General features: G+C 65.8%; 2 protein-coding genes and 2 pseudogenes. 2 read left to right on the forward strand and 2 right to left on the reverse strand.

The features are described 5' to 3' along the window. A pseudogene (locus AC1DSN_RS19210) lies at positions 1–238 on the reverse strand (3-deoxy-8-phosphooctulonate synthase); the annotation flags it as partial. After that, positions 235–1914: a CTP synthase gene (locus AC1DSN_RS19215; protein WP_213948336.1), complete on the reverse strand. Its 1680-nt coding sequence runs from the start codon at positions 1912–1914 to the stop codon at positions 235–237. The gene AC1DSN_RS19215 and the pseudogene AC1DSN_RS19210, both read right to left, overlap by 4 nt. A gap of 65 nt (positions 1915–1979) precedes the next feature. Here AC1DSN_RS19215 and AC1DSN_RS19220 point away from each other — a divergent pair, with 65 nt between their 5' ends. Both AC1DSN_RS19220 and AC1DSN_RS19225 read left to right on the forward strand, forming a co-directional pair. Then, positions 1980–3779 carry an aminopeptidase P family protein gene (locus tag AC1DSN_RS19220; RefSeq protein ID WP_477332267.1) on the forward strand — a complete coding sequence of 600 codons (1800 nt, stop codon included), beginning with the start codon at positions 1980–1982 and terminating at the stop codon, positions 3777–3779. A gap of 199 nt (positions 3780–3978) precedes the next feature. Then, positions 3979–4177 (forward strand): annotated as a pseudogene (locus tag AC1DSN_RS19225) (DNA topoisomerase IV subunit B); the annotation flags it as partial.

The following is a 4177-nucleotide window of genomic DNA, read 5'->3' on the forward strand; positions in this document are numbered from 1 at the left end:
TTACGGCGTCGAGCACCTTGAGGCCCTCTTCCAGGCCGGGGCCGCGGAAGCTGCCACCGGACGAGCGGTTGGCCTTGTCGAAGCTGGATTTGAAGATGAAGTTGATGCCGAGGCGATCGGTGATTTCCTTCAGCTTGCCGGCGACATCGAGCTGGAGCTGCATCGACTCGATGACACACGGACCGGCGATCAGGAACAGCGGCTGGTCGAGGCCGACTTCGAAACCACAGAGCTTCATGCAGCGGACTCCTCGGAACGGATGGCGAGCTTCTCACCGTCACGGACGGCTTTGTACTCGCGGGCCGCGCGGACGAAGCCAATGAACAGCGGATGGCCTTCGCGCGGCGTGGAGGTGAATTCCGGATGCGCCTGGCAGCCAAGGAACCACGGATGCACGTGACGCGGGAGCTCGACGATTTCCACCAGGAGATCGTCCATCGACTTGCCCGAGATGACCATGCCGAGGTCTTCGAACGACTGGCGATAACGGTTGTTGAACTCGTAACGGTGACGGTGGCGCTCGCGCACCACGTCTTCGCCGTAGAGCTCACGCGCCAGCGTGCCGGCCTTGAGGCGGCATTCCTGCGCACCCAGGCGCATCGTGCCACCGAGGTCGGAACGCTCGGTGCGCTGCTCGGTTTCGCCGGTGGCGGTTGTCCATTCGGTGATCAGCGCGATGACGGGATCCGGGGTGTTGCGATCGTTCTCGCTCGAATCCGCCTGCTTGAGTCCGGCCGTGTTCCGCGCGAACTCGACCACGGCGGCATGCATGCCGTAGCAGATGCCGAAGTACGGGATGCCGGTTTCACGAGCGAACTGGGCGGCGAGGATCTTGCCTTCGAAACCGCGCTTGCCGAAGCCGCCCGGCACGAGGATGGCGTCGGCATCGCCGAGCACCGTGCGAGCGCCGCGCGCTTCCACATCCTCGGAATCCACCCAGTGCAGGTTCACCCGGGCGGACTGGTTGATACCACCATGCCGCAGCGCTTCGGCGAGCGACTTGTAGGCATCCTTGTGTTCGACGTACTTGCCGACGATGGCCACGTTGACTTCGTCGCGCGGATGCTCGACGGCTTCCACCGTGCGGATCCAGCTGGAGAGGTCGGCCGGACCAGCGTCCAGGCCGAGGCGCTTGATGACGAGATCGTCCAGGCCCTGCTCGTGCAACCACATCGGCAGCTTGTAGATGACGTCGACATCGATGGTGCTGATGACGGCGTTCTTCGGCACGTTGGTGAACAGCGCGATCTTGTGGCGCTCGGCGTCCGGCAACGGCTCTTCGCAGCGGCACAGGAGCACGTCAGCCTGGATACCGATCGAGCGCAGCTCCTTCACCGAATGCTGGGTGGGCTTGGTCTTGATCTCGCCGGCGGCCTTGATATACGGCACCAGGGTGAGGTGCACGAACATGCACTTCTCCGCGCCGTGCTCGATGCGCAACTGGCGGATGGCTTCGAGGAAGGGCAGCGATTCGATATCGCCCACCGTGCCGCCGACTTCCACCAGCGCCACGTCGTAACCGCGCGTCGCCTCGTGGATGGAATGCTTGATCTCGTCGGTGATGTGCGGGATGACCTGCACCGTCGCGCCGAGGTAGTCGCCGCGGCGTTCCTTGCGGATGACCGATTCGTAAATCTTGCCGGCGGTGATCGAATTCTTGCCGGTGAGGCGGGTGCGGACGAAGCGCTCGTAGTGGCCCAGGTCCAGGTCGGTCTCGGCACCATCGTCGGTGACATAGACCTCACCGTGCTGGAAGGGACTCATGGTGCCCGGATCCACGTTGATGTACGGATCGAGCTTCATCATGGTGACGGAGAGACCGCGCGCCTCGAGAATGGAGGCAAGCGACGCCGCTGCGATGCCCTTCCCTAGGGAAGACACCACACCGCCGGTGACGAAAATCAGGGGAGTCATGCGAGCAGCCAGTGCTGGAAATCGGTATTTTACACGAATCGGAGCTGTCGTTTTACCATCAGGGAATGACCGCCCAGCCCATCCCCGCCCGTCTCGAAGCCCTTCGCGCCGTCATGGCCCGCGAAGGCGTTGCCGCCGTCGTCGTCCCCAGCGCCGACCCGCACCTGTCCGAATACCTTCCGCCACGCTGGCAGGCCCGGGAATGGCTCTCCGGCTTTACCGGATCGGCCGGCACCCTGGTCGTGACCCCTGCCGGTGGTGGCCTGTGGACCGATTCCCGTTATTTCTCCCAGGCAGAACAGGAGCTTGCCGGCAGCGGACTGCCCCTGATGCGACTCAAGGTGGCGCACACCCCCGAGCATATCGCCTGGCTGGCCGACCAGCTCGGCCCGGGCGACGTGGTCGCCGCCGCCGGCGACAGCCTGGATGTTTCGGGCGCAGAGAGCCTGGCCAGGCGGCTTGGCGCCGCCGGCGCCACCCTGCGTACCGATCTCGACCTGCCCGCCGCCATCTGGCCCGAACGCCCCGGCCGGCCTGACGCCCCCCTCTTCGTCCACGCGGCGCCATTCGCCGTCGTCGACCGCGCGGACAAACTGCGTCATGTACGCACAGCCATGCGTCGGGCGGGCGCCAGCCACCATCTGCTCTCGAGCCTCGACGACATCGCCTGGCTGACCAATCTCCGCGGCGCCGACGTCGAGTACAACCCGGTGTTCCTGGCTCACCTGCTCATCGACGACGACAGGGCCACCCTGTTCGTCGATGCCGCCAAAGTGCCGGCCGAGGTAAAGCACGCACTGGCCATGGACGGCATCGGCCTCGCCGACTACGGCACGGCGGCCTCCGCCATGGCCGCTCTTCCGGACGACGCCGTGCTCATGCTGGATCCCAGCCGCGTTGTCGTGTCGGTCCTGGAAGGCCTGCCGGCCACGGTGCGGCAGGTTCGCACCGGGCACCCGTCCACGGCACAGAAGGCGCGCAAGACGACCGAGGAGCTCGACCATGTCCGCGACGTCATGCGCCGCGACGGCGCGGCACTGGCACACGCGTTCCGCCGTATCGAAGCAGGCGTGGCCGCTGGTGAGCCACTGACCGAACTCGACGTCGACACCATCGTGCGCGAGGCCCGTGCCTCACAGAGCGGCTTCGTCGGCGAAAGCTTCTCGACGATCGCCGCGTACCAGGCCAACGGCGCGCTCCCGCATTACCGGGCGACCGAGGCGCACTTCAGCCCGCTTGCGGCCAAGGGACTGCTTCTGATCGACTCGGGCGGCCAGTACCTGGGCGGCACCACCGACATCACGCGTGTGCTCGTGCTGGGGCCGGTGACCGACGAGCAGCGACGCGACTCGACACTCGTGCTCAAGGGCATGATCGCGCTCTCCCGCGCCCGCTTTCCTAAGGGCGCCAGCGGCCCGCAACTCGATGCCCTTGCCCGTGCGCCGCTCTGGGCGGCCGGCATGGACTACGGCCACGGCACGGGTCACGGCGTGGGCTACTTCCTCAATGTGCATGAGGGCCCCCATGGCATCCGGGCTCCCAGAGCAGGTGTCGCACTGGTCCCTCTGGAGACCGGCATGATCACCTCGATCGAACCCGGCCTCTACAAGCCGGGCCGCTACGGTATCCGCCACGAAAACCTGGCCGTCGTGACCCAGGCGGACAGCACCGAGTTCGGCGACTTCTTCGCCTTCGAGACCCTCACCCTTTGCCCGTTCGACCGTCGTGGGCTCGAACCGCGGCTGCTCGAACCCTCCGAGCGGGCCTGGCTGGACGACTATCACGCCACCGTACGCGGCGCCCTGTCCCCGTTGCTGGACGGCGCCGACCGCGAATGGCTCGAGTGGCACTGCGCGCCGCTGTGAGTCCCTGATTGCCCGTACGACTGCGTAGGAGCCGATTTATCGGCGATTGGGTGCTCGCAGCAGCCTTGCCCGCTGCCGCGGGATCGCCGATGAATCGGCTCCTACAGGAATCTCGCCGGGTGATATCCACTAGCCTCAGGCTTGACCATCCACGCGACCTGACCCCATCCTGCCCGGCTACGAACGGCCTCGATACCTAATGAATACTCGTTACAACGCTGCAGACATCGAAGTCCTCAGCGGCCTTGACCCGGTCAAGCGCCGCCCTGGCATGTACACCGACACCTCGCGACCGAACCACCTGGCGCAGGAAGTCATCGACAACTCGGTCGACGAAGCCCTCGCCGGCCATGCGAAAACCATCGACGTCACCGTTTTCAACGACGGCTCGGTGGAAG

Source organism: Luteibacter sp. P4_D7_3, assembly GCF_056401735.1.